19 protein-coding genes are annotated in these 18,639 nt (G+C 63.3%); 7 read left to right on the top strand and 12 right to left on the bottom strand.

The genetic code is table 11. The annotated features are described in order from the left end of the window. Positions 1-162: 162 nt before the first annotated feature. The 5 genes from ACSKB9_RS40690 to ACSKB9_RS40670 all read left to right on the top strand — a co-directional run bounded on the left by ACSKB9_RS40690 (position 163) and on the right by ACSKB9_RS40670 (position 4,570). A complete protein-coding gene (locus ACSKB9_RS40690) occupies positions 163-780 on the top strand; it encodes an FAD synthetase (protein ID WP_438079860.1) in 618 nt (205 codons plus the stop codon). Next, positions 777-1,301 carry a flavin reductase family protein gene (locus tag ACSKB9_RS40685; protein WP_438079859.1) on the top strand — a complete coding sequence of 175 codons (525 nt, stop codon included), beginning with the start codon at positions 777-779 and terminating at the stop codon, positions 1,299-1,301. The genes ACSKB9_RS40690 and ACSKB9_RS40685 overlap by 4 nt, the downstream gene beginning before the upstream one ends. 70 nt (positions 1,302-1,371) lie before the next feature. Continuing rightward, the gene (locus ACSKB9_RS40680; protein WP_438079858.1) at positions 1,372-2,241 is read left to right on the top strand and encodes a dioxygenase; all 870 of its coding nucleotides are present in this window, start codon (positions 1,372-1,374) and stop codon (positions 2,239-2,241) included. Positions 2,242-2,308: 67 nt separating this feature from the next. Beyond that, positions 2,309-3,487 carry a muconate/chloromuconate family cycloisomerase gene (locus ACSKB9_RS40675; protein ID WP_438079857.1) on the top strand — a complete coding sequence of 393 codons (1,179 nt, stop codon included), beginning with the start codon at positions 2,309-2,311 and terminating at the stop codon, positions 3,485-3,487. Positions 3,488-3,652: 165 nt separating this feature from the next. Further along, on the top strand, positions 3,653-4,570 hold the full coding sequence (locus ACSKB9_RS40670; RefSeq protein ID WP_283062172.1) for a LysR family transcriptional regulator: 918 nt from the start codon (positions 3,653-3,655) through the stop codon (positions 4,568-4,570). Between the two features lie 9 nt (positions 4,571-4,579). Here ACSKB9_RS40670 and dusA read toward each other — a convergent pair whose 3' ends face one another. From dusA to ACSKB9_RS40640, 6 genes are all read right to left on the bottom strand, one after another. Then, complete coding sequence (gene dusA, locus ACSKB9_RS40665) at positions 4,580-5,566, bottom strand: tRNA dihydrouridine(20/20a) synthase DusA (protein ID WP_438079856.1); 987 nt, start codon at positions 5,564-5,566, stop codon at positions 4,580-4,582. A gap of 162 nt (positions 5,567-5,728) precedes the next feature. Beyond that, on the bottom strand, positions 5,729-6,409 hold the full coding sequence (locus ACSKB9_RS40660) for a cupin domain-containing protein (RefSeq protein ID WP_438079855.1): 681 nt from the start codon (positions 6,407-6,409) through the stop codon (positions 5,729-5,731). 91 nt (positions 6,410-6,500) lie between these two features. Beyond that, on the bottom strand, positions 6,501-7,811 hold the full coding sequence (locus ACSKB9_RS40655) for a tetratricopeptide repeat protein (protein ID WP_438079854.1): 1,311 nt from the start codon (positions 7,809-7,811) through the stop codon (positions 6,501-6,503). Further along, positions 7,808-8,038 (bottom strand): hypothetical protein, encoded by a 231-nt coding sequence (locus ACSKB9_RS40650; RefSeq protein ID WP_438079853.1) that lies wholly within the window; start codon positions 8,036-8,038, stop codon positions 7,808-7,810. The genes ACSKB9_RS40655 and ACSKB9_RS40650 overlap by 4 nt, the downstream gene beginning before the upstream one ends. A gap of 342 nt (positions 8,039-8,380) precedes the next feature. Continuing rightward, positions 8,381-8,683, bottom strand: coding sequence for a hypothetical protein (locus ACSKB9_RS40645; RefSeq protein WP_438079852.1), 303 nt, complete (start codon positions 8,681-8,683; stop codon positions 8,381-8,383). 19 nt (positions 8,684-8,702) lie between these two features. Next, entirely contained in the window at positions 8,703-9,923 is a 1,221-nt protein-coding gene (locus ACSKB9_RS40640) for an MFS transporter (protein WP_438079851.1), read from the bottom strand. On the opposite strand from ACSKB9_RS40640, the gene ACSKB9_RS40635 reads away from it, so the two are divergent. Further along, a complete protein-coding gene (locus tag ACSKB9_RS40635) occupies positions 9,913-10,938 on the top strand; it encodes an AraC family transcriptional regulator (RefSeq protein WP_438079850.1) in 1,026 nt (341 codons plus the stop codon). The two genes, ACSKB9_RS40640 and ACSKB9_RS40635, sit on opposite strands and share 11 nt — an antisense overlap. 134 nt (positions 10,939-11,072) lie before the next feature. On the opposite strand, the gene aspT (ACSKB9_RS40630) is transcribed toward ACSKB9_RS40635, so the two are convergent. After that, entirely contained in the window at positions 11,073-12,767 is a 1,695-nt protein-coding gene (aspT, locus tag ACSKB9_RS40630; RefSeq protein ID WP_438079849.1) for an aspartate-alanine antiporter, read from the bottom strand. 26 nt (positions 12,768-12,793) lie between these two features. Next, positions 12,794-14,485 carry an aspartate-alanine antiporter gene (aspT, locus tag ACSKB9_RS40625; protein WP_057017161.1) on the bottom strand — a complete coding sequence of 564 codons (1,692 nt, stop codon included), beginning with the start codon at positions 14,483-14,485 and terminating at the stop codon, positions 12,794-12,796. Positions 14,486-14,847: 362 nt separating this feature from the next. Here aspT (ACSKB9_RS40625) and aspD point away from each other — a divergent pair, with 362 nt between their 5' ends. Further along, the gene (aspD, locus tag ACSKB9_RS40620) at positions 14,848-16,473 is read left to right on the top strand and encodes an aspartate 4-decarboxylase (RefSeq protein WP_168856808.1); all 1,626 of its coding nucleotides are present in this window, start codon (positions 14,848-14,850) and stop codon (positions 16,471-16,473) included. A 105-nt stretch (positions 16,474-16,578) separates the two neighbouring features. Here aspD and ACSKB9_RS40615 read toward each other — a convergent pair whose 3' ends face one another. The 4 genes from ACSKB9_RS40615 to ACSKB9_RS40600 form a co-directional block, all read right to left on the bottom strand. Beyond that, the gene (locus ACSKB9_RS40615; protein ID WP_438079848.1) at positions 16,579-17,316 is read right to left on the bottom strand and encodes an outer membrane protein; all 738 of its coding nucleotides are present in this window, start codon (positions 17,314-17,316) and stop codon (positions 16,579-16,581) included. A 214-nt stretch (positions 17,317-17,530) separates the two neighbouring features. Continuing rightward, the gene (locus ACSKB9_RS40610) at positions 17,531-17,797 is read right to left on the bottom strand and encodes a hypothetical protein (RefSeq protein WP_229189088.1); all 267 of its coding nucleotides are present in this window, start codon (positions 17,795-17,797) and stop codon (positions 17,531-17,533) included. 209 nt (positions 17,798-18,006) lie between these two features. Beyond that, positions 18,007-18,300, bottom strand: coding sequence for an HdeA/HdeB family chaperone (locus tag ACSKB9_RS40605; protein WP_438079847.1), 294 nt, complete (start codon positions 18,298-18,300; stop codon positions 18,007-18,009). A gap of 23 nt (positions 18,301-18,323) precedes the next feature. Further along, positions 18,324-18,620: an HdeA/HdeB family chaperone gene (locus ACSKB9_RS40600; protein ID WP_016842236.1), complete on the bottom strand. Its 297-nt coding sequence runs from the start codon at positions 18,618-18,620 to the stop codon at positions 18,324-18,326. Positions 18,621-18,639: the final 19 nt, after the last annotated feature.

The raw sequence follows: 18,639 nt of genomic DNA, 5'->3' as shown, positions 1-18,639 counted from the left end.
CGGAGGAAACGCTACGCGCTCACCCGAAGCGGGCGAAAGGTATCACACGATACCGCGCAGACCGGCCCGGCTCGGGCTATGACTCGATGGCACGGACCGGACGGCAGGGATCGTTCGGCCGGCGCAAGCCGCAGCTGATGCAGCACGGCAAGGGAGCGAACCATGGGCAAGGGTTTTGACAGCAGCGCTGTCGCTTTCCATCGCGATGGGGAATTGGCCCTCGGCGCCTGCGTCGTGACCATCGGCGCATTTGACGGCGTCCACCGCGGCCATCAGGAACTGCTGCGGCAGACCATCGCGGCAGCGCGGCGCCGCGGCATTGCAGCCGTGGTCTACACCTTCGATCCGCCGCCAAAAGTGTATTTCGGCCAGGCCGAGCCGCTGATTTCGCTTCGCGAAAAACTCGAGCGCATCGCAACATTCGCGCCTGACCACGTCGTCGTCGCCGATTTCAACCAGATCTACGTCCGGCGCACCGCGCTCGATTTCCTCGCCGAATTGCAGCTTCTGCGACCACGCGAAGTCATCGTTGGCGAGGATTTCCGCTTCGGGTCCTGCAAGGGCGGCACCGCGCTGCTGTTGCGGCAGCACTTCAACACCCGCATCCTGCCGCCAGTGCGCTGCGGCAATGGCGAGATCGTCTCCAGCAGCCGGATTCGCGCCTTGCGACGATCCGGCCTTGCCGCCACCGCGGCGACGCTGGAAAACTGGCGGGATATCGTGACCGCGCCACCGGCCAACCGATCCGGTTTGGCCCAACTCGAGGTCGCAAGCCAATGACCGCCATCGATCCGCGAGAGTTGCGCAATGCCTGTGGCCAGTTCGGCACCGGCGTCACCATCATCACCACGCATTGCCAGGGCCGCGATCACGGCATGACGGCCAACGCCTTCATGTCGGTCTCGCTCGATCCGCCGCTTGTCGCGATCTCGATCGCGAAGAGCGCGAAGATGCTGTGCAACATCCAGAACACCGGCCGCTTTGCGGTCAGCATCCTCTCCGAGGGCATGGAGGATTTCGCCTGGCATTTCGCCGGCAAGCCAAGGCTCGACCTCTGCAACGTCTTCGAACGCCGCAACGACCTGCCTGTGATCGCCAACGCGGCGGCATACTTCGTGACCGATCTCGCCGATGAGATCGTCGCCGGAGACCACACGATCTTCCTTGGCCACGTCCGCGAGATGTCGCTGGAGCCCAGCAAGAAGCCGCTGCTGTTCTTCCGCGGCCGCTTCGGCGGCCTTGCCGATCCGCACCCTGCGCCCGCAACGCTGGAGAATGCCGCTTACGAATTTGTCTGGTGAGACCAGCAACCGATATTCCCGAAAACGGGGATGCAAGTTTGAGCAAACTGCAAGAAAAGGAGGAACGACCATGCCGAACGTCAACAAGGACACCATCACCGACCACGTGATCGCCGCGCTCTCCAAGGACATTCCGGATCGCAACCGGCGGATCATGACGAGCCTGATCCGCCACATGCACGACTTCTGCAAGGAGGTCGACCTGACCTTCGCCGAGTGGTTCGCCGCATGCGAATTCCTGCGCCGCGCGGGCGACATCTCGGACGAGAAGCGCAACGAGTTCATCCTGATCGCCGACATCCTCGGCGTCGAAGTGCTGGTCGACATGCTCGACCACCGGGTCACCGACGGCGAGAGCGAATCCACCGTGCTCGGACCGTTCTACCGGGAAAACCCGCCAGTGCTTCCCAAGGGCGCCTCCATCATCAAGAAGACGTTCGACAACGCGCAGACCGTCAAGGTCTCAGGGCGCATCAGCGACACCGCGGGGCGGCCGATCGAGGGCGTCACGATCGACGTCTGGGAAGACGCGCCGAACGGCCTCTACGACCTGCAGGATCCGGAACAGCCGGCCTACAATCTGCGCGGACGCTTCACGACCGACGCCAACGGCGAATATGCCTTCGTCGCGCTCCGCCCCGAGCCCTACCCGATCCCCTATGACGGCGCCGGCGGCGAGCTGCTGAAATATATGGGCCACCATCCCTGGCGTCCTGGCCACATCCATTTCATGCTTTCGAAGGACGGCTATCAATCGCTGATCTCGCAGATCTACGATTCCGAGACCAAGTATCTCGACAACGATTTGGTGTTCGCCGTGAAGCAGAGCCTGATCGGCAAGTTCGCCAAGGCCCCCGCCGGCGCCGACACCGATCTGGTTCTCAACTTCGACTTCAAGCTCAAGAAAGCCGCCGTCGAACGGCTCGTCGCGGCCGAGTAAGACCCGTTACGTCCTGCCAGGCCCATCAGCCTGGCAGGGCTCACTCTGAACTGACCTGCGAGGACATATGAGTCGTGCCGTGATCGAAATCGCCGAGCCCGTGGAGCGCGTGCAGGCTCACGCGAAGGACACTGCGATCCGCAGCATCCGCGCGACCATCGTGGAGGCACCGACCCGCCGCCGGCACAAGCTCTCGAACACGGAAGTCACGCATCAGGGTTACGTGCTGGTGCGCGTCCTGCTCGATAACGGCGTGACGGGCATCGGCGAAGCCTCGACGCTCGGCGGGCCGCGCTGGGCCGAGGAGAGCGTGGAGTTGATCAACGCCACGGTCACGAATTATCTGGCGCCGGCGCTGCTCGGACAGCCTGCGCTCGCCTTCGAAGCCAATGCCTTGCGCATGAGCAAGGCCGCCACCCGCAATTTCGCCGCCAAGGGCGCCATCGAGTCCGCCCTGCTCGACGCCACCGGCAAGACGCTGGGCCTGCCCGCCAGCGCGCTGCTCGGCGGCGCCGTGCGCGAACGCATGGAGGTGATCTGGGCGCTGGCCTCGGGCGACAGCGGCCAGGAGGTGGAAGAAGCGGAAGAGAAGCTGCGGCGCCGCGAACATCGCCAGTTCAAGATCAAGTTCGGCTTCAACCGGCCGCAGGTCGATCTGAAGCGGCTGCAAGCGCTGCGCGCCGGCCTCGGCGACGAGGTGCGCCTGATCGTCGATGTCAACCAGGGCTGGACCGAGGCGGAATGCATCCGTTTCATGCCCGCGCTGGAGGAGCTGGATGTTGCCCTGATCGAACAACCGGTGTCGGCGCTGCAACTGGAAGCGATGGCGCGTGTCGCGGCCCGCACCTCGATTCCGTTGCTGGTCGACGAAGCGGCTTTCACCAAGGAGGAAGTCGCGCGCGCGGGCGCGATGGGCTGCGGCAGCGTCTACTCGCTGAAGCTCGTCAAGAGCGGCGGCCTGTTCGAGATGAAGCGCGCCGCGGCGGTCGCCAGCGCGCACGGCCTCGAGCTCTATGGCGGCTGCCTGCTGGAGAGCAGCATCGGCGCGGCGGCGCATCTCGCCGCCTTCGCCACCCTGCCCAGGCTCGAATGGGGCACCGAACATTTCGGTCCGCGAATCCTGGTGGAGGATCTGGTCGTCAACCCGATCAGATTCGACGAGTTCGAAATCTGCGCCCCTGACGGCCCCGGTCTCGGCGTAGAGGTCGACGAGGACAAGATCCGCGCCTTCGCCCGGAAGGACTAGCCGGATGGCGTCGTTCCCGCGGACAATTGACAATCCACGGACCCACGCCCAGTCTTCGCGTCGGAACCGTCGTCTCGATCGTGCGCACATGACCACGCGATATCGAACCCGGCAGGATTTTTCCGCCGCTTCCGCGGAAGCGCGCGAACAGGCGTTCGGCTAGCCGTGACCGATCGCGACGATGTCATGGATCTCAGGCGGCTGGTCTATTTCGTCGCCGTCGCCGAGGAATTGCATTTCGGCCGTGCCGCATCGCGGCTTGCGATCGCGCAGCCGCCCCTCAGCCGGCAGATTGCGCAACTCGAGAGCGATCTCGGCGTCATGCTGATCGACCGGAGCCGCAGCCAGATCCGGCTGACCCAGGCCGGCAGCGTTCTTCTGGAACGTGCGCGCGACGTGCTGGAGCGGCTCGACCGGACGCACCGCGAGATCAAGCGGATCGGCGAAGGCTTTTCCGGTCACCTGCGCGTCGCCTTCGTCGGATCGGCGACCTATGGCGTGCTGCCGAGCGTGATCCAGGCGTTTCGTTCGGCCTATCCTGACGTCGAGCTCGCGCTTTCGGCGATGAACAACGCCGAGCAGAAGCGCGCGGTGATCCAGCGCGAGATCGATATCGCCATCGCCCGCCCCTCGCTCGACGACGAGGAGCTGAAGTCCGAGCCGCTGCTGCAGGAGCCGCTGATCCTCGCGCTCTCTGACACTTCGCCCCTGCTCGAGCAAAAGGTCCCGCGGCTGGCGGCGCTGAAGGCCGAGACGTTCGTCCTCTACCCGCGCAAGCCGCGCCCGAGCTTCGCCGACCACATCCTCAATATCTGCCTCGAAGAAGGCTTCATTCCGAAATCGCAGGTGCTGGCCCAGGACTATCAGACCGCGATCAGCCTGGTGTCGGTCGGCGTCGGCATCGCGCTGGTGCCGAAATCGGTCTCGGAGGCGGAGCGGCCCGGCGTCGCCTACCGCGCCTATGAGGGACACAATCCGGGTACTGCGCTGTCGCTGAACTACCGGCGCGACAACCGGATGCCGCATCTGTTCAATTTCCTGAAGGTCGCACAGGACGTCACGCGGCGTCAGCGCAAGCCGTAACGATCGCCCTCAGGCCGCGACCGCCGCCGGCGTGCGATCGTCGACGCATGCGATCGCCTCGCGCAGCACATCGATGTCAGCCCCCGGCCGAACGCCGTTCTCCGCGAGGTGCCTGCGGAACGCACGCGCGCCCGGGACGCCATGGAAGGCGCCGACGAAATGCCGCGTGATCGAATGCAGCCGCGTGCCTTCGGCAAGGTGCCGCTCGATATAGGGCAGCATCGCCGCGAACACGTCCTTCATCGTGGCGCGCGGCGCAGTCTCGCCGAACAGCTCGGAATCGACGGTGAGCAGCCGCCACGGCTCCTGATAGGCCGCCCGCCCCAGCATCACGCCATCGACATGCTTCAGATGCTGCTTTGCCTCGGCAAGGCTGGTGATGCCGCCATTGATGATGATGGGCACGTGCGGCAACGCCGCCTTGAGGCGATAGACCCGATCGTAGTCGAGCGGCGGGATGTCGCGGTTCTCCTTCGGCGACAGTCCGTTGAGCCAGGCCTTGCGCGCGTGCACGACAAGCGCATCCGCGCCCGCGGCAATCACCCCGCGGGCCAGCGTATCGAGCGCGACTTCCGGATCCTGATCGTCGATGCCGATCCGGCATTTCACCGTGACGGGAATCCGCACCGCACGCTTCATCGCCGCAACGCCTTCGGCGACCAGTGCGGGCTCGGCCATCAGGCAGGCGCCGAAGCGGCCATCCTTCACCCGATCGGAGGGACAGCCGACATTGAGGTTGATCTCATCGTAACCGAACTGCTCGCCGATCTCTGCGGCGGTCGCCAGATCGCGCGGATCGGAACCGCCGAGCTGCAGCGCCACCGGATGCTCGCTGGCGTCGAAGCCGAGCAACCGCGCCCGGTCGCCATGGACGATGGCGCCGGTCGTCAGCATCTCCGTATAGAGCCGCGCCCGCCGCGACATCAGCCGATGGAAGACCCGACAATGCCGGTCGGTCCAGTCCATCATCGGGGCAACGGAAAATTTCCATGTCATCTCAATTGCCTAGCCGCAACATCGGTTCAATGCAACATGATGTTTCGGAGCGCTGCTCGGCGGCGACAGGCCCGGCCCAACCAAAATATCGAAAACAACCCCATGCAAAGTATCTTCGCTATTGCAGGGAGCTCAGCGCGGAGGTGGTCAGGATTGTACCGGCTACCCGGGAAGTCGACAGACATCCGGATGCAGCAGCGGCGCCTCCTTGATCCAGATTTTCGCGCCCTGCCGGCCCACCGTCGCCTTCAGGTCCATGCCGGCGGGTAGTCGACCCCAGCCCTGCGGCTGCAGCGTCTCGCCCCCGATCGTTAGTCCCCCCGATAGAACAAGGAACTCGAGCCCGCGCGCGTTCGCAAGGCTGACGATTTCACCCGGCCGCCAGTCTTCAAGGCGGACCTCTTCGTGGCCGTCGTCAAATAGCACGCTGACGTTGCTTGCACCGGGGCGCGGCGCAACCTGTTGGCCCTCACCTGGCTGACGCACGACCTGGGTCCGGTCCTCGTCCCGGAACTGCCAGAGCCGCACGAAGATTGTGCAGCCGTCCTTCGAGGCGGGAACATGTGACGTCCCCGGAGGGTTGCGGAAGTAGCTGCCCACGGGATAGTCGCCATGCTCATCCTGAAAGGTACCTTCAAGGACGACAATCTCTTCTCCACCGCCATGCGTATGACGCGGGAAGGCGCTACCAGGAGCATAGCGCACGATCGAGGTGGCGCGCGCGACCTCGGCGCCAATGCGGAACAGCATGCGCCGATCCACGCCGGCCGACGGACTGGCCACCCAGTCCAGCTTCGAGGCGTGAACGATAACAGGCTTCGACAGATCATCGTTGATGCGCATCGTTACTCTCCCTCAGGCTGCGCTATCCGAAACCCACCGCTTCGCCATTTCGGATCTCTTGGCCAGTGCAGGTCCCTAAACCAGGACACGTTCAGATGCCCGCGAGCGGAACGCCGCTCGCCGCATTCTGCGGTCGTCGTGACGCGATCAGCCGCCGCGCCTCGTCGGCGCGACCACTGCGCAGCAAGGCGCAAGTCACGGAATATTCCAGCAGGTCGCGCTGCGCGCGGCTGCCTCCAACCCTTTCATGGGTTGCCAGGACGGGCGTTAGCTCATCGACGACCCGTGTCCAGTCGCCCTTGGCCAAACCATCGAACCCGCGCGCGATGGGCACCACCATGTCCGCGGCGGGTCCCTTCGGGTTCTCGATGATCCTCGCCAAGGCCTCCGCATCGCCGGCCATTGCAAAGGCGAGCGCGCTGTGCATGTCGGCAAAGATGATCCCCGAGTTGGGAAACCACTTCGCCGCATACTGGCTGATCTCGCTCCACAGTTCCGGATATCGCGGCTCGCCCGCCATCTCGGCGCGCGCAAGGAACGAGGCGCAATCGGTGAGGACATTGATTTGCGGCCCCCACGAGCCGCCCGGATGCAGCGCCTCACGATAGATCTGCCAGGCTTGATCCCGCCTGCCGGTCTCCAGCGACCACAGGGCAAGATGCCAACTGATATGGCAATGCAGTTGCGCCTCGCGCGGGTAAGCGGCGTTCCATTGCTCGAGATAAGCCAGCCCCTCCTCGCGCTGTCCCTTCTCATAGAACAGATGGGCCTTGATATGCGCAGCGTGAGCGTTGCGGGGACAACCACGAAGTGCGGTCTCGATATTCCTGAAACCACTGTCGAGCCTATGCAGCTCGATTTCGGCAAACGCGAGCACGGTTCGAAACCACCAATCATCGCCATAATGGGTTGCAAGCGGCTCCAGCATCGCCAGTTGCTCAATCTCGCGGCCGGACTTGCCCGAGAAGCCGATCAAGCCGAAGACACCGGTGGCCGGTGCCAGCACCATGGCATCGCGCGGCCAGTGCTTGATATGTTCGGCGATCGCCGAAACCGCCGCAGCGCCTTGACCACTCAGGATCTTGGCAAAGATCGCAATATGACCTTGCTCGCGCGAAGTCGTAGCAGGCGCCAGCGCGATCGCGCGTTCGAGCGGCGCTTTGACTTCGTTGCCGCGACCGAGCAGTTGCAGGGTTCGCGCAAGCGCAATGTGCGCCAGCGCAAAACCTTCGTCGGCGGCGATCGCGTCGCGGAATGCCTGGTCAATCCCCGACCCAGCCGAGAGCAGCTTGTCGACGCCGGCGACATATGCGTCGCGGGCGGCGGCAGAGCTTGTGCTCAAGGGGTTGCCGTACCGGTCTTCAAGAACGCCCACCCGATTTCCCATCGAACTCTCGGTCATTTTGATGACACTCCCTCCATGGAAACCTGCTTGGCCTTGGCTTGCCGCCGGCGGCGCTCGTCACCCAGCTTGAGCAGCCGCTCGCGATCCTCTGGATTTACTCTTCCATACCGGGGCCGCCAAAGGGAACCCTCCTCCTTCCACGCAAATGGCGCTTTCACAGTCGTTCGCGGCGCCGTCGCCGTGTCGAAAAGGGCGAGCGCCTGGCGCATGATTTCGCGCTGCATGTCCGGTCGCCAAGGATGCCCGCAAGGATTGCCCAGCGGGAAATCCGTGAAATAGAACCGTGGCACGCCGCAGTGCTCCACGAACATCCTGCGCCGAGCCGACAATGACCGTCGGAATGCCGTTCGCTTCCAGATGCCGGGCCACCAAGCTTACGGTCTGATGACACACGGGGCAAAGGGGGCAAAGGATCGCAGCATCAGCCCCGTCTTTTCGAACCCGTGCCAGGATTTCAGGTGCATCCTCCGCGTTCGTTTTCCGTTGGCTGTATTCTGTCGGCACGCCGTGAAAGTGCCGGGTCAGTCCGACAAGGGCGCCCTCGCCGACCAATCCAAAAGCGGCTTCTACCGGCAGGAAGCTGCCGGATCATTGGTGTGGGTCAACTCCTTGTCCCACGCAACGTTGTCGGTAAACAGCTTCCCGGGCGGCGGCGAAACCTCACCCGACCACACCCGTTTGACGCCGTCAAAATCCGGCGGACTGGCCGTGGTAATCAGTGCGATACGCAGATCCGATGACAGTTTGGCAGGTTTGATGAAAGGGACATCATCAAACCTCGCCCAGACATAGTCGTTGTCGTAGCCAAGGGCACGGTAATATTGGCGCGTTCGCTCCATATATTGAACCGGGGTTTCCGCTACGCTCATGTGGATTCTCCTCGAGACGCTAGCTTGGTCGTGCGGTGGGCCGGTATGAAAAGCCGATGAGTGCCAGCAATGCGGCGACGAGTGGTGCGAACGACAGCGTCAGGACGGTCGACCAGCCGAAGGACGACAGCAGCCCGCCCGACAGGAAGGAGCCGACGGTCATCGTGCCGAAGACCACGAAGTCATTGAGCGACTGAACGCGCGCCTTTTCCTCGGGACAATGGCACTCCAGAACCATCGCGGAGGCGCCGATGAAGCCGAAGTTCCAGCCGATCCCGAGCAGGCTCAGCGTCGCCCAGAAATGCACGACATCGATCCCGAGCAGGCCCACCGACGAAGAGGCCGCAATCAATACCAGCCCGACCGCGACGATCGCGGATGCGCCGAAGCGCGTGATCAAGCGGCCGGTCCAGAAACTCGGGGCGTACATCGCAATGACGTGCCACTGCAGACCGAGATTGGCCAATTCCTGAGGCAGCCCGCAGAGCTTCATCGCCAGCGGGGCTGCGGTCATGAGGAAATTCATGAGCAGGTAGGAGACGACCCCGCAGATCACGGCCAGGATAAAGCGCGGCTGCCGGGAAATGACGGCGAGCGGCCTTCCGGCGTTAAGATGCGTTGCAGTCAGCGGAGGAAGCTCAACGCCCGCCAGAATAACCGCGGAGAGCGCCGCAACCACCGCCTGGCCGACAAACGTCGCGGCAAAGAGGTACGGCGCCCACAGATTCATGGTGTGCGTCACAAGCTGTGGACCGATCACACCGGCGAACACACCGCCAGCCATCACGGCCGAGAGCGCGCGCGGACGCCGTTCAGGTGCTGCGCAATCGGCCGCCGCAAAGCGGAAAGAGAGCACCACGGCCGCATAGACGCCGCCAAAGAAGGTCCCGGCGCAGAATAGCGGGAACGACGCGTTGAGTACCGCCAGGAGCGCAATCAAGCCAGCGAGGACGCCGCTGCCTGCACCGAACAGAAATGTCGTGCGCCGGCCATAGCGCTGCGCGACAACGCCCGCCGGCAGCGTGCACAGAGCCATGCCGACGACAAAAACCGAGACAGGCAGCGTCGCAAGTGCCTTGGTGGGCGCCAGCATGTCGCCGACCACGGCCCCGGTTGCGTAGACGACCGTGGAGTTGGCGCCTGCGAAAGCCTGGGCGACAGCCAGCCTTGCGACATTGTTGCGCTCGCGGCGAATGGCGGTCGGCGCCTCATGGGTGGGAACGGAAAAATTGAAGTTCACGCTGCGGCTTGCTCCGCCGTTAGATGTCCGTCGACGGGACGTCGCCGATCAGACCAGTGGCCGATCCACCGGGCCGTGGATCACCGCGTCGGAGTTAAGGAGAAATCGCTGGACTTTTCCTTCTACAGATTGCCAATTTATGTCGATGAAACGTCACATTCCGCCAAGGAACGCCGGCTGGAAGACGGTCGATGCCCCGCAGGGCCTCGGATCACCGAAGCCTTTGATCGTTCGGGTGCAGTCTCTTCCCGCGAGGAGCTACTTCGCCGAACACAGTCACAGCTGGAATCAGCTGGTCTACGCGATCTCAGGCACGCTCACCGTGAAGGCGGATGGACGGCGCGTCGTCATTTCTCCGGAACAGGCCGTCTGGCTGCCGGCCGGTACGAAGCATTCGGTCGGCTCGCTGATGGGAGCGGAATTCCGGAGCCTCTGGGTCGCCAATGCTGCCAGCCAAGGCATGACTTCGCGCACGACCGTCATCCATGTGTCCCCGCTCCTGCGGACGCTCATCGTGGAAGCCGCGTCGCTGAAAAGCGAGGATCGTCGCTACGCCGACCGCGTTATCGCGCTCATCCTCGATCAGTTGCGGCGGGCGACGCCGATCTCGGCAGCGTTACCTTGGCCCACCCACCCGGGCTTGCTGGCCCTCTGTGAAACCCTCTACGCCGATCCTGCGAATCCGCGCCACGCCGAGAGATGGGGGCGTGAGATTGGCATGTCGCCGCGAACCTTGACGCGACACTTCGAGCGCGAAGTCGGCATGAGCTTGCGTGCATGGCGTCAGCGTCTCCGCCTGCTCAAGGCTATCGAATTGTTGGGCAGCGACCTGCCGATCACAGAGATCGCGTTGCGGCTGGGTTACTCATCGGCCTCCGCATTCATATTCATGTTTCGCTCTGAAATGCGCGTTAGTCCCCTGCAACATCGGCGCAGTCTGGGCCACGCGGCCAGCAGAGGGACTTCATCAAGGCATCGATCCGGATCTCGAGATTCGCCCCGCCGGGCGCGCTGACCCTTCAGCCGCAGGGACTCGTTGGAAACCGCGGTTCAGTTCGGAACAGGCGGAATACGGTCGTCCGGACCAGGGGGACGCTCGCTTGTGCGCCGCTCTCAATGGCGAGGTAGGCGCGAGCCGTCCCTGCCCCGTCATCCAGCGAAAACAACGACCATGATCGATCCCCAGGTCGTCAGCAGAATATTGGAGATCGGATAGGCGGGCGTGTAGCCAAGCACCACCACGGAGCTGCCCGAGCGCTCCTGAATGGCCGCCATCGCGGCCGTGACCGTCTGTGCTCCAGTCAGCGCACCGAGCAGGAGGATCGGGTTCATGCGCAACACGAAATGGCCGAAGCAGAAGCCGACGATCTGCGGCAACAGGGTGACGATCATGCCGCCCAGCAGCAGCCCGATGCCCGACTCGCGTATCGCGGAAAGGAAGATCGGCCCGGCATGAATCCCGGTCAGGCCGACGAACGCAGCCAGTCCGAGCGATGTCATCAGGCTGATGGCGCCGTCGGGGATCCGGCCGAAATACGGCAGACGCGTACGGAGGTAGCCGACCAGAAGTCCGGCGAGCAGCGTGCCGACGCTGGTGCTCAGCGAGATCGTGATGCCGCCAACCGAAAAGCTTATGAGAACGCCAAGGAGGCCGCCGAGGAAAATCGCGAGCCCCAGCACCACGAAATCGATCGTGGTGCTGGGCGCGACGATGACGCCGATGCTCTTGGCTGCATTCTGCACCACCGATTCAGGACCGACGATGCGAAGCATATCGCCGCGCTGCAGGACAACGCCGGCCGCGATAGGGAGAGCTTCATCGCCGCGGCTCAACGAACGCAAGTAGAGGCCGCGTGCCCAGCTCTGTTCCGACGCCTGCTGCAGACTGCTGCCTGCGAGCTCCGGGTTGATCAGGAACACGTCCGCCGAGATCACGGGGATGTCGAGCAGCTCGCTGTCCTCCACCTCCTCGCCGCGCGGTCCGATCAGTTCGACGATGGTCTGGCGCGGCGCCGACAGCGCGATGATATCGCCGGCCGCGAGCACCGCCCCAGGCTCAGCCTCCAGGATGCGCTCGCCGCGACGAATGCGGTGGATGAACACGCGCTGCCCGGGGACGCGAGCTTCGGCGGCCGCAACCGACAATCCGGCGATCGCCGCGTGAGCTTCCAGCCGGTAGGCACGCATTTCGAATTTGCGCCAAGCCGATGCCAGCCCGGGCTTCGCGCGCGTGATGCCCAACGTCTGTTCCAACTTGAGCGCTTCCGCCTTCAGGTCGATCTTCAGCAGCGCCGGAACGACAATGGTGCAGAATGTGATCACGCCGGCATAACCGAAGATGTAGCAGACCGCATCCGCGACCGCGATGTGCGAGACAAACAACGCGCGCTGTGCCTCGGACACAGGCAGGGAATTGACCGCGTCGGTCGCCGTACCCATTGCAGCGCTCTGGCTGAGCGCGCCCGACAGGAGCCCGGCGGCAAAGCCGGGGTCGAGCCGCAGCACGCGTGCCACGACGATCGCCGCCGCAAGACCGGTAAGGCTCACGACAACGGCCATCAACATCGGCTTCAGCCCATCGCGCTTCATCGCCAGCACGAATTGCGGACCGACCGAATAGCCGACCCCGAACAGGAACAGCAGGAACAGGAACGATTTGGTCATGCTGGAGACGGGCACATGCGCAAAATCGCCGACCGCCAGTCCTGCGAACAGCGCGCCCGTCACCGGGCCGAGGCTGAAGGCGCCGATCTTGAAGCTTCCGATCCAGTAGCCCGCGGCGATCACCAGGAACAGCGCGAGCTCCGGATAACGAACGAGAAATTGCGCCAGCCAGGTCAACATCGTCTCAACACGGTCCCGCGCCGCGGCTATGTCATCATCATCACCAGCACCATGCCCCAGATCGTCAGCAGCGTGTTTCCGACCGCATAGGTGACGGTGTAGCCAAGACCGGGAATCTGGCTCTTCGCGCGGTCGTTGATCATGCCCAGCGAAGCGGTCGTGGTGCGCGCGCCGGAGCAGCATCCGAGCAGGATCGCGTCGTGGAATCGGAACACGTATTTGCCGACGAACATCGCCAGGATCAGCGGCACGGTGGTCACAACGACGCCCCAAAGGAACAGGCTGAAGCCGAGCTTTTGCAGGCCGGCGACAAATCCCGGGCCCGAGGAGATTCCGACCACGGCAATGAAGACGTTCAGGCCGACCGAGTTCATGAACCACACGGTGGGTGACGGGATGCGGCCGAAGGTCGGGTGCACGGATCGGAGCCAGCCGAAGAACAGGCCGGAGATCAGCGCGCCGCCGGAGGTGGACAACGTCAGCGGCACGCTTCCGATCTTGTAGACGAAGGCGCCGACCAGGGCGCCGATCGCGATCGCAGCCCCGATGAAGGCGACGTCGGCAACATCGGTTGCGCGGTCTGGCCGGCCCAGCATCTTTGTGGTGGCAGCGACATCGGACGTGCGGCCGACCAGGGTGAGGATGTCGCCCCGATTGATCTTGGTGTTCGGCAGGATCGGAATCTCGGTCGCGATCGCCCCCCGGGCGATCTTGCGCAGGAATACGCCGCGAGCGCCCGGTTCCTTGGCCAGTTGCTCCAGCGTCTTGCCGTCGACGTCCTTGCTGGTCACGTAGACATCGACACCTTCGATCGGCACCGCCAGCAGCTCGCGATCGTCGACTTCCTCGGCCTGCTCGCCGATCAGCTGCACCAGCACATCGCGGCGCCCGGCGACGGCGACGACATCGCCGGCATGTATCACGGTGTCGGAGGTTGCCTCCACGATCTTGCCGGCTTGCCGGAGCCGGAGGACGAAGATGCGATGATCGGGAAGCAGCGCCTCGGCCTGCCCGACGGTCTTGCCGGCGACGGGTCCGCGCTCATGAACGCGATAGGCGCGCACATCGAACTGGTGCCAGGCCGTCCCTGGGCCGCCCAGCTCCTTCTTGCCGCCATGCTCCTCCTCGTATTTCTTGCACGCGGCTTCGAGATCGATCCCGAGCAGCGCCGGTCCGAGCAGCGCCAGCACGATCGCCGACCCAACCGTGCCGAAGATATAGGTCACGGCATAGGCGACCGGCATGGCATCGAGCAGCTTCTTGGCTTCGTCCGCGGGCAGACCAAGGCGATTGATGGCGTCGGTCGCGAGTCCCATCGACGCGGAGATCGTCTGCGAGCCGGCATAGAGCCCGATCGCCGATCCGACGTCGTAACCGGCGACCTTGGCGCCGAGATAGGCGGACAGCAGACAGAAGACGCAGACCACGGCCGCGAAAATCGCCTGCGGGACGCCGTCCTGCGCGATACCGCGCACGAATTGCGGTCCGACGCCATAACCGATGGCGAACAGGAACATCAGAAAGAAGAACGGCTTCAGCGGCCCTGATATAGTGATCCCGATCTGGCCGATGATGACAGCGGCGACCAGTGTCGCGGTGACCGCGCCCAGTCCAAGCCCCTTATAGGTGAAGGAACCGAAATAGTAGCCCAGGGCCAGCGAGAGGAAGATCGCAATTTCGGGATAGGTGCGGAGCGTCTGGAAGAGCCAATCGATCATGATGTCACCCGTTCATGCTGTCCCGGGGCTTCGGCGTGCGCCCGCTTCGATCTCGTGCACGGGTGCCGAAAAGGGCGAGCAACCGTATCGGTCGACATCAGACGGCGGTTGGCGAGCAGGATGTTGATCTATGTCAACCGCAGCTGCGAGAGCCTCGCGATTTCATGATCTTGCCGACACCACACATGTGCCGCGCACTCGCATCGTGAGCGACTATCCGTCGCAGCATCGCATCGCCTGCGCGTGACCGTTGACATAGATCAAGGCTCGTAACCGGTCGCCGATCATGCTGCGCGCGATTGCGCAGGCAACGGAGCCTGTCGCCTCCATTCCAACAGCATGCATCGCCCCGGGAGTGTCAAATGGCCGATCTTCTGACCCTGAAGAAATTCGAGGCGTTGAGCCCCTTCGAGATCAAGGACGAGCTGATCAACCTCGCCAAGAGCAATTCGAAGCGGAGCCAGATGCCCTTCCTGAACGCCGGGCGGGGCAATCCGAACTGGGTGGCCACGACGCCGCGCGAAGGCTTCTTCCTGCTGGGACAATTCGCCATCACCGAGAGCAAGCGGGTGATGGAGCACCCGGCGGGCATCGGCGGCATGCCCCAGGCAAGCGGCATCGCCGGCCGGTTCGAAGCCTGGCTCAAGCAGCACAAGGACATGCCGGGTGCGAGCTTCCTGACCGAGATGCTGCCCTTTGCGGTCAAGAAATTCGGCTTCGACCCGGACGCCTTCGTCCACGAGCTGGTCGATTCGATCATCGGCGACAATTACCCGGTGCCGGACCGCATGCTGGTGCACAACGAAAAGATCGTGCACGAATACCTGATGTGGGCGGTTTGCGGCGAGCCCCGGCCGGCCGGAAAATTCGACATCTATGCGGTCGAGGGCGGCACGGCGGCGATGTGCTACCTCTTCAAGTCGCTGAAGGCCAACCGGCTGCTGGTGCCCGGCGATACGATCGCGTTGGCGACGCCGATTTTCACGCCCTACATCGAGATGACGCACCTGGAAGACTACGACCTGAAGGTGGTTCAGATCAGGGCTCCGCAGGAGAACAAGTTCCAGTTCACCGACGAGGAGATCAAGAAGCTGGAGGATCCGAAGATCAAGGCCTTCTTCGTGGTCAATCCGTCCAACCCTCCGGGGATGGCGTTAAGCAAGGAGACGGTTGCCAAGCTGGCCAATCTGGTCAGGACCAAGCGCCCCGACCTGATGATCCTCACCGACGACGTCTACGGCACCTTCGTGCACGGGTTCCGTTCGCTGCTGGGCGAGCTGCCGCACAACACCATCGGCGTCTACTCCTATTCGAAGTATTTCGGCTGCACGGGATGGCGGTTAGGGGCGATCGCCATCCACGAGGACAACATCTTCGACAAGATGATCGCCAAGCTCCCGGACGAGGCCGTGAAGGCGCTCGACAAGCGCTACGGGCCGCTCACGCTCGAACCGCGCAAGCTCAAGCTGATCGACCGCATCGTCGCCGACAGCCGCGACGTGGCGCTCAATCACACCGCGGGCCTGTCGTTGCCGCAGCAGGTGATGATGAGCCTGTTCTCGCTCGCCGAGATGATGGACGAAAAGAAGGCCTATCAGGCCGCCTGCATGGAGATCGTCAACAAGCGCCTGTGGTCGCTGCTCGACGGCCTCGGGCTTGCCGACAAGCTGACCCCGAATCCGAGCTATGATGCCTACTACGCCCTGATCGATTTCGAGTTCTGGGCCCGAAAGAACATCGGCGACGAGGCGGTTGAATACCTGAAGAAGAACGTCCATCCGCTGGACCTCGCGTTCAGGCTGGCTGAAGCCCACGGGATCGTGCTGTTGAACGGCGGCGGATTCGATGCGCCCGAATGGTCGCTTCGCGTCTCGCTCGCGAACCTGCCCGACGATGTCTATGACGATATCGGGCGAGGCGTTCGGACCATCGCCAGAGGCTATCGCGACGCCTACGAAGCAGCGAAGGGCGCAGCCGCAAAGCGCTGACAGCGGCGCTTGCCGCACTTCGGACATTTGGTCCGGTAGCCGCCAAAACTAAAAGAAAGGCCCCGGCAAGAATGCCGGGGCCCAAATTACATCCATCCAGGGAGATCAGTATTTCGCGACGACCGGCCCGCCGAACCGATAGTTCAGGCGGATCGTCAGCAGATCCACATCCTGTCCGATCCGGTTGGCGGCGCCGGCCACGATGGGATTGACCACCGAGAACGTGTTGTTGGCATCGCCCATGAACAGACGGTCATATTCGAGCCCGACGGACCAGTTCGGGGTGAACCCGTACTCGAAGCCCACGCCGACGGTACCGCCCCAACGGGTCGATGTCGCCGACGCGACCCCAATTCCGCCGACCGTGGTAAAGATGTCATAGCGATTGCTGGTGACCGCTGCACCGCCCTTCACGTAGAACAGCGCGGCATCCCAGGCCCAGCCGAGTTGGCCAGTGAAAAGGCCCAGTCCGTCGGTCTTCGTTGTCGTCGAGAACCTCGGATCGATCAGGCTGAGGCGCGAGCTCTTCAGGTCCGCCCAGTCACCCTGTCCTTCCAGGCCGAAGACGAACTGGCCAGCCTGCCAGCGATAGCCGAGCTGTCCGCCGAAAACGCCACCGGAGCGCGAGCTGCATCCATCGGCCACGACACCTCCGACTGCGGGGATGAAGTCCCAGCAGGTGCGGCTCTCACCCCAACCGCCGTTCGCACCGATATAGAAGCCGGTCCAGTTGTAGACCGGCGGAGGAACCGGCACAGGCGCCGCCTTGACGGCCATGTCAGCCGACAACGCCGGCGTGGCCATGCCGATAATCGCGGCGACAGAAAGCAAAAATCTCTTCATGGAATGATCTCCGGGTCTCTTCGCGTTAATCGAGAAAAGCAGTCCTTGCGCTCGCCCAATCGGGGCAGTGATCGAAGCCTAGATGTGAGTCACGAAAAGGCGCGTGCCAAAATGGCAACACTCAAGGGCAAACCAACACCGTGCTTGGGCTGTGCTTTCAACATTCGGTGCAGCACGAAGCTCGTGCTGCCGGAGAGGAAGCGCCGGAGCCGACTCACTGTTCGACGAGCCAATCGGCGATGTTCTGCGAGGGGATCAATTGCCTGGGGAGGTGCGGATTGATGGTGCCGGCAAACACGACCAGCCCTTCGTCCAGTTTTGATCGCGCGAATGCCTTGGCTTCCGATTCAGTAGCAAATGTCCTGGTCTCGCGAGGACTGCGCGCCCTTCGAGCCAGCAGACCACGTCGGCGAATTTCATAAGTGACATACCAGATGGCCGACACCGCGACACCGGAGAGAGCGAACAGCCCTAGCGACACACCATCTTGCCAGTGGCCGCGCCTTGACCTCGGTCAAGCGCCCGGACCGTAAAAATACGGGAGCCGCGGCCGGCATTGAGAGACAGCCGGTTCGATCGGAAGCGCGAGTGAACCGCGACGAGCCTGCCGACCGTTGGCATCGCCGGCTTCATCGCAGACGCGACGGACAAGAATGCCCTCCAAGGCTCGCGCGATCGCAGCGACGATGATCAGCGCCAGTTCTTTTGCATCGCATTCATCACGGTGTCTGTCTTGTGCGACTTGCAGTACTTGCCGATGACCTTGCCGTTCCGCTCGACGTAGCGAAAATCGACGACGGTCAGGTTCTTCGATGCGCTGAAGTAGCCCGACATCCAGGAGCTGATCAGCGTTTGTCGTTCCTGGTCCGACTCCAGCAGTTGCTTGCAGGTAATGAGGGACAGATCGACGACGACTTGCGCTTTGGCCACGACGCTCGTGGCGAGCAGTGCAACGGTCGCAATGGCAAGAATCGATGGTTTCATTGTTATCTTCCAACCCTGTTTGATCACTGGCCGGCCGTAGAGCGCTCAAGGCCGGCCATCACGGTCTGAGTGGGATTAATCGCGCACCACGCCTTCACGCTTGCGACATTTCGCGCATACGCGTTGAGATCGACGAAGACGTATCCCTTCTTTTGATTGAACCAGCCGCTCATCCAGGCAGAAAATACGGAAGAATCGCCCGGGGACATGGCGAGGTACTGCGAGCAGGTTATCCGCGCCATATCGATGCTGGTCTGCGCTTGCAGCGGGCTCGACAACGCCGCACCGGCAAGAGCCAGGCACACAGTGATTTTATTCATTCGATTTCTCCCAAGCTCC

Source organism: Bradyrhizobium sp. BR 1433 (assembly GCF_051547665.1).
Classification (GTDB): domain Bacteria; phylum Pseudomonadota; class Alphaproteobacteria; order Rhizobiales; family Xanthobacteraceae; genus Bradyrhizobium; species Bradyrhizobium australafricanum.
This window is presented reverse-complemented; position numbering and strand designations above follow the sequence as displayed.

What these genes read in the sequence shown, in the direction of transcription:
- ACSKB9_RS40690 (WP_438079860.1), top strand. Translation starts at nt 163, where the DNA reads ATGGGCAAGGGTTTTGACAGCAGCGCTGTCGCTTTCCATCGCGATGGG.
- ACSKB9_RS40685 (WP_438079859.1), top strand. Translation starts at nt 777, where the DNA reads ATGACCGCCATCGATCCGCGAGAGTTGCGCAATGCCTGTGGCCAGTTC.
- ACSKB9_RS40680 (WP_438079858.1), top strand. Translation starts at nt 1,372, where the DNA reads ATGCCGAACGTCAACAAGGACACCATCACCGACCACGTGATCGCCGCG.
- ACSKB9_RS40675 (WP_438079857.1), top strand. Translation starts at nt 2,309, where the DNA reads ATGAGTCGTGCCGTGATCGAAATCGCCGAGCCCGTGGAGCGCGTGCAG.
- dusA (WP_438079856.1), bottom strand. Translation starts at nt 5,566, where the DNA reads ATGACATGGAAATTTTCCGTTGCCCCGATGATGGACTGGACCGACCGG.
- ACSKB9_RS40660 (WP_438079855.1), bottom strand. Translation starts at nt 6,409, where the DNA reads ATGCGCATCAACGATGATCTGTCGAAGCCTGTTATCGTTCACGCCTCG.
- ACSKB9_RS40655 (WP_438079854.1), bottom strand. Translation starts at nt 7,811, where the DNA reads ATGACCGAGAGTTCGATGGGAAATCGGGTGGGCGTTCTTGAAGACCGG.
- ACSKB9_RS40650 (WP_438079853.1), bottom strand. Translation starts at nt 8,038, where the DNA reads ATGCAGCGCGAAATCATGCGCCAGGCGCTCGCCCTTTTCGACACGGCG.
- ACSKB9_RS40645 (WP_438079852.1), bottom strand. Translation starts at nt 8,683, where the DNA reads ATGAGCGTAGCGGAAACCCCGGTTCAATATATGGAGCGAACGCGCCAA.
- aspT (WP_438079849.1), bottom strand. Translation starts at nt 12,767, where the DNA reads ATGTTGACCTGGCTGGCGCAATTTCTCGTTCGTTATCCGGAGCTCGCG.
- aspT (WP_057017161.1), bottom strand. Translation starts at nt 14,485, where the DNA reads ATGATCGATTGGCTCTTCCAGACGCTCCGCACCTATCCCGAAATTGCG.
- aspD (WP_168856808.1), top strand. Translation starts at nt 14,848, where the DNA reads ATGGCCGATCTTCTGACCCTGAAGAAATTCGAGGCGTTGAGCCCCTTC.
- ACSKB9_RS40615 (WP_438079848.1), bottom strand. Translation starts at nt 17,316, where the DNA reads ATGAAGAGATTTTTGCTTTCTGTCGCCGCGATTATCGGCATGGCCACG.
- ACSKB9_RS40605 (WP_438079847.1), bottom strand. Translation starts at nt 18,300, where the DNA reads ATGAAACCATCGATTCTTGCCATTGCGACCGTTGCACTGCTCGCCACG.
- ACSKB9_RS40600 (WP_016842236.1), bottom strand. Translation starts at nt 18,620, where the DNA reads ATGAATAAAATCACTGTGTGCCTGGCTCTTGCCGGTGCGGCGTTGTCG.